Below are 776 nucleotides of genomic sequence, written 5' to 3'. Positions count from 1 at the left end.
GAGCTGAAGAAACGGCTCCTCTGCACAAACTTGGCGGTGAAGCGTGGTCGAAAGCACGTCGAAAAGCAGCTGAGAAAGTACGCGATGTTGCAGCAGAGCTACTTGATGTATACGCGAAGCGTGAGCTAAAACCGGGCTTTAAATTTGCCTTAGATCGTGGCCAATACGCGACCTTCAAGGCAACATTCCCGTTTGAAGAAACCGATGATCAAGCCATGGCAATCAACGCGGTGCTTTCCGATATGTGCCAAGCAAAAGCCATGGATCGCTTGGTGTGTGGTGACGTTGGTTTTGGTAAAACAGAAGTTGCCATGCGTGCGGCCTTTGTTGCTACGGACAACAGCAAGCAAGTTGCCGTACTCGTGCCAACAACCCTGCTTGCTCAGCAGCATTTTGAAAACTTCCGTGACCGCTTCGCGAACTTGCCAATCCGAGTCGAGGTGCTTTCTCGCTTTAAATCAGCCAAAGAGCAAAAAGTGATTTTGCAAGATGTTGCGGATGGCAAAGTTGATATCGTCGTCGGTACGCACAAATTGCTCTCCAGCGACATCAAATTCAAAGATTTGGGTTTGTTGATCGTCGACGAAGAGCATCGCTTCGGTGTTCGTCAAAAAGAGAAAGTCAAAGCGATGCGCGCCGATGTGGACATTCTTACCCTAACGGCAACGCCGATTCCTCGTACGCTGAACATGGCAATGAGTGGTATGCGTGATTTGTCGATCATCGCCACACCACCAGCACGCCGTTTAGCTATCAAGACATTTGTTCGTGAACGT

The 776-nt window shown here is 49.5% G+C and carries 1 protein-coding gene; it reads left to right on the top strand.

Annotation, left to right across the window (positions count from 1 at the left end; translation table 11 throughout):
* Positions 1-776 (top strand): DEAD/DEAH box helicase (locus R8O11_RS26915; protein ID WP_318194835.1); only part of this gene is annotated, 776 nt, incomplete at both ends.

The sequence above is a fragment of the Vibrio sp. 1288 genome, assembly GCF_033344475.1.
This window is presented reverse-complemented; position numbering and strand designations above follow the sequence as displayed.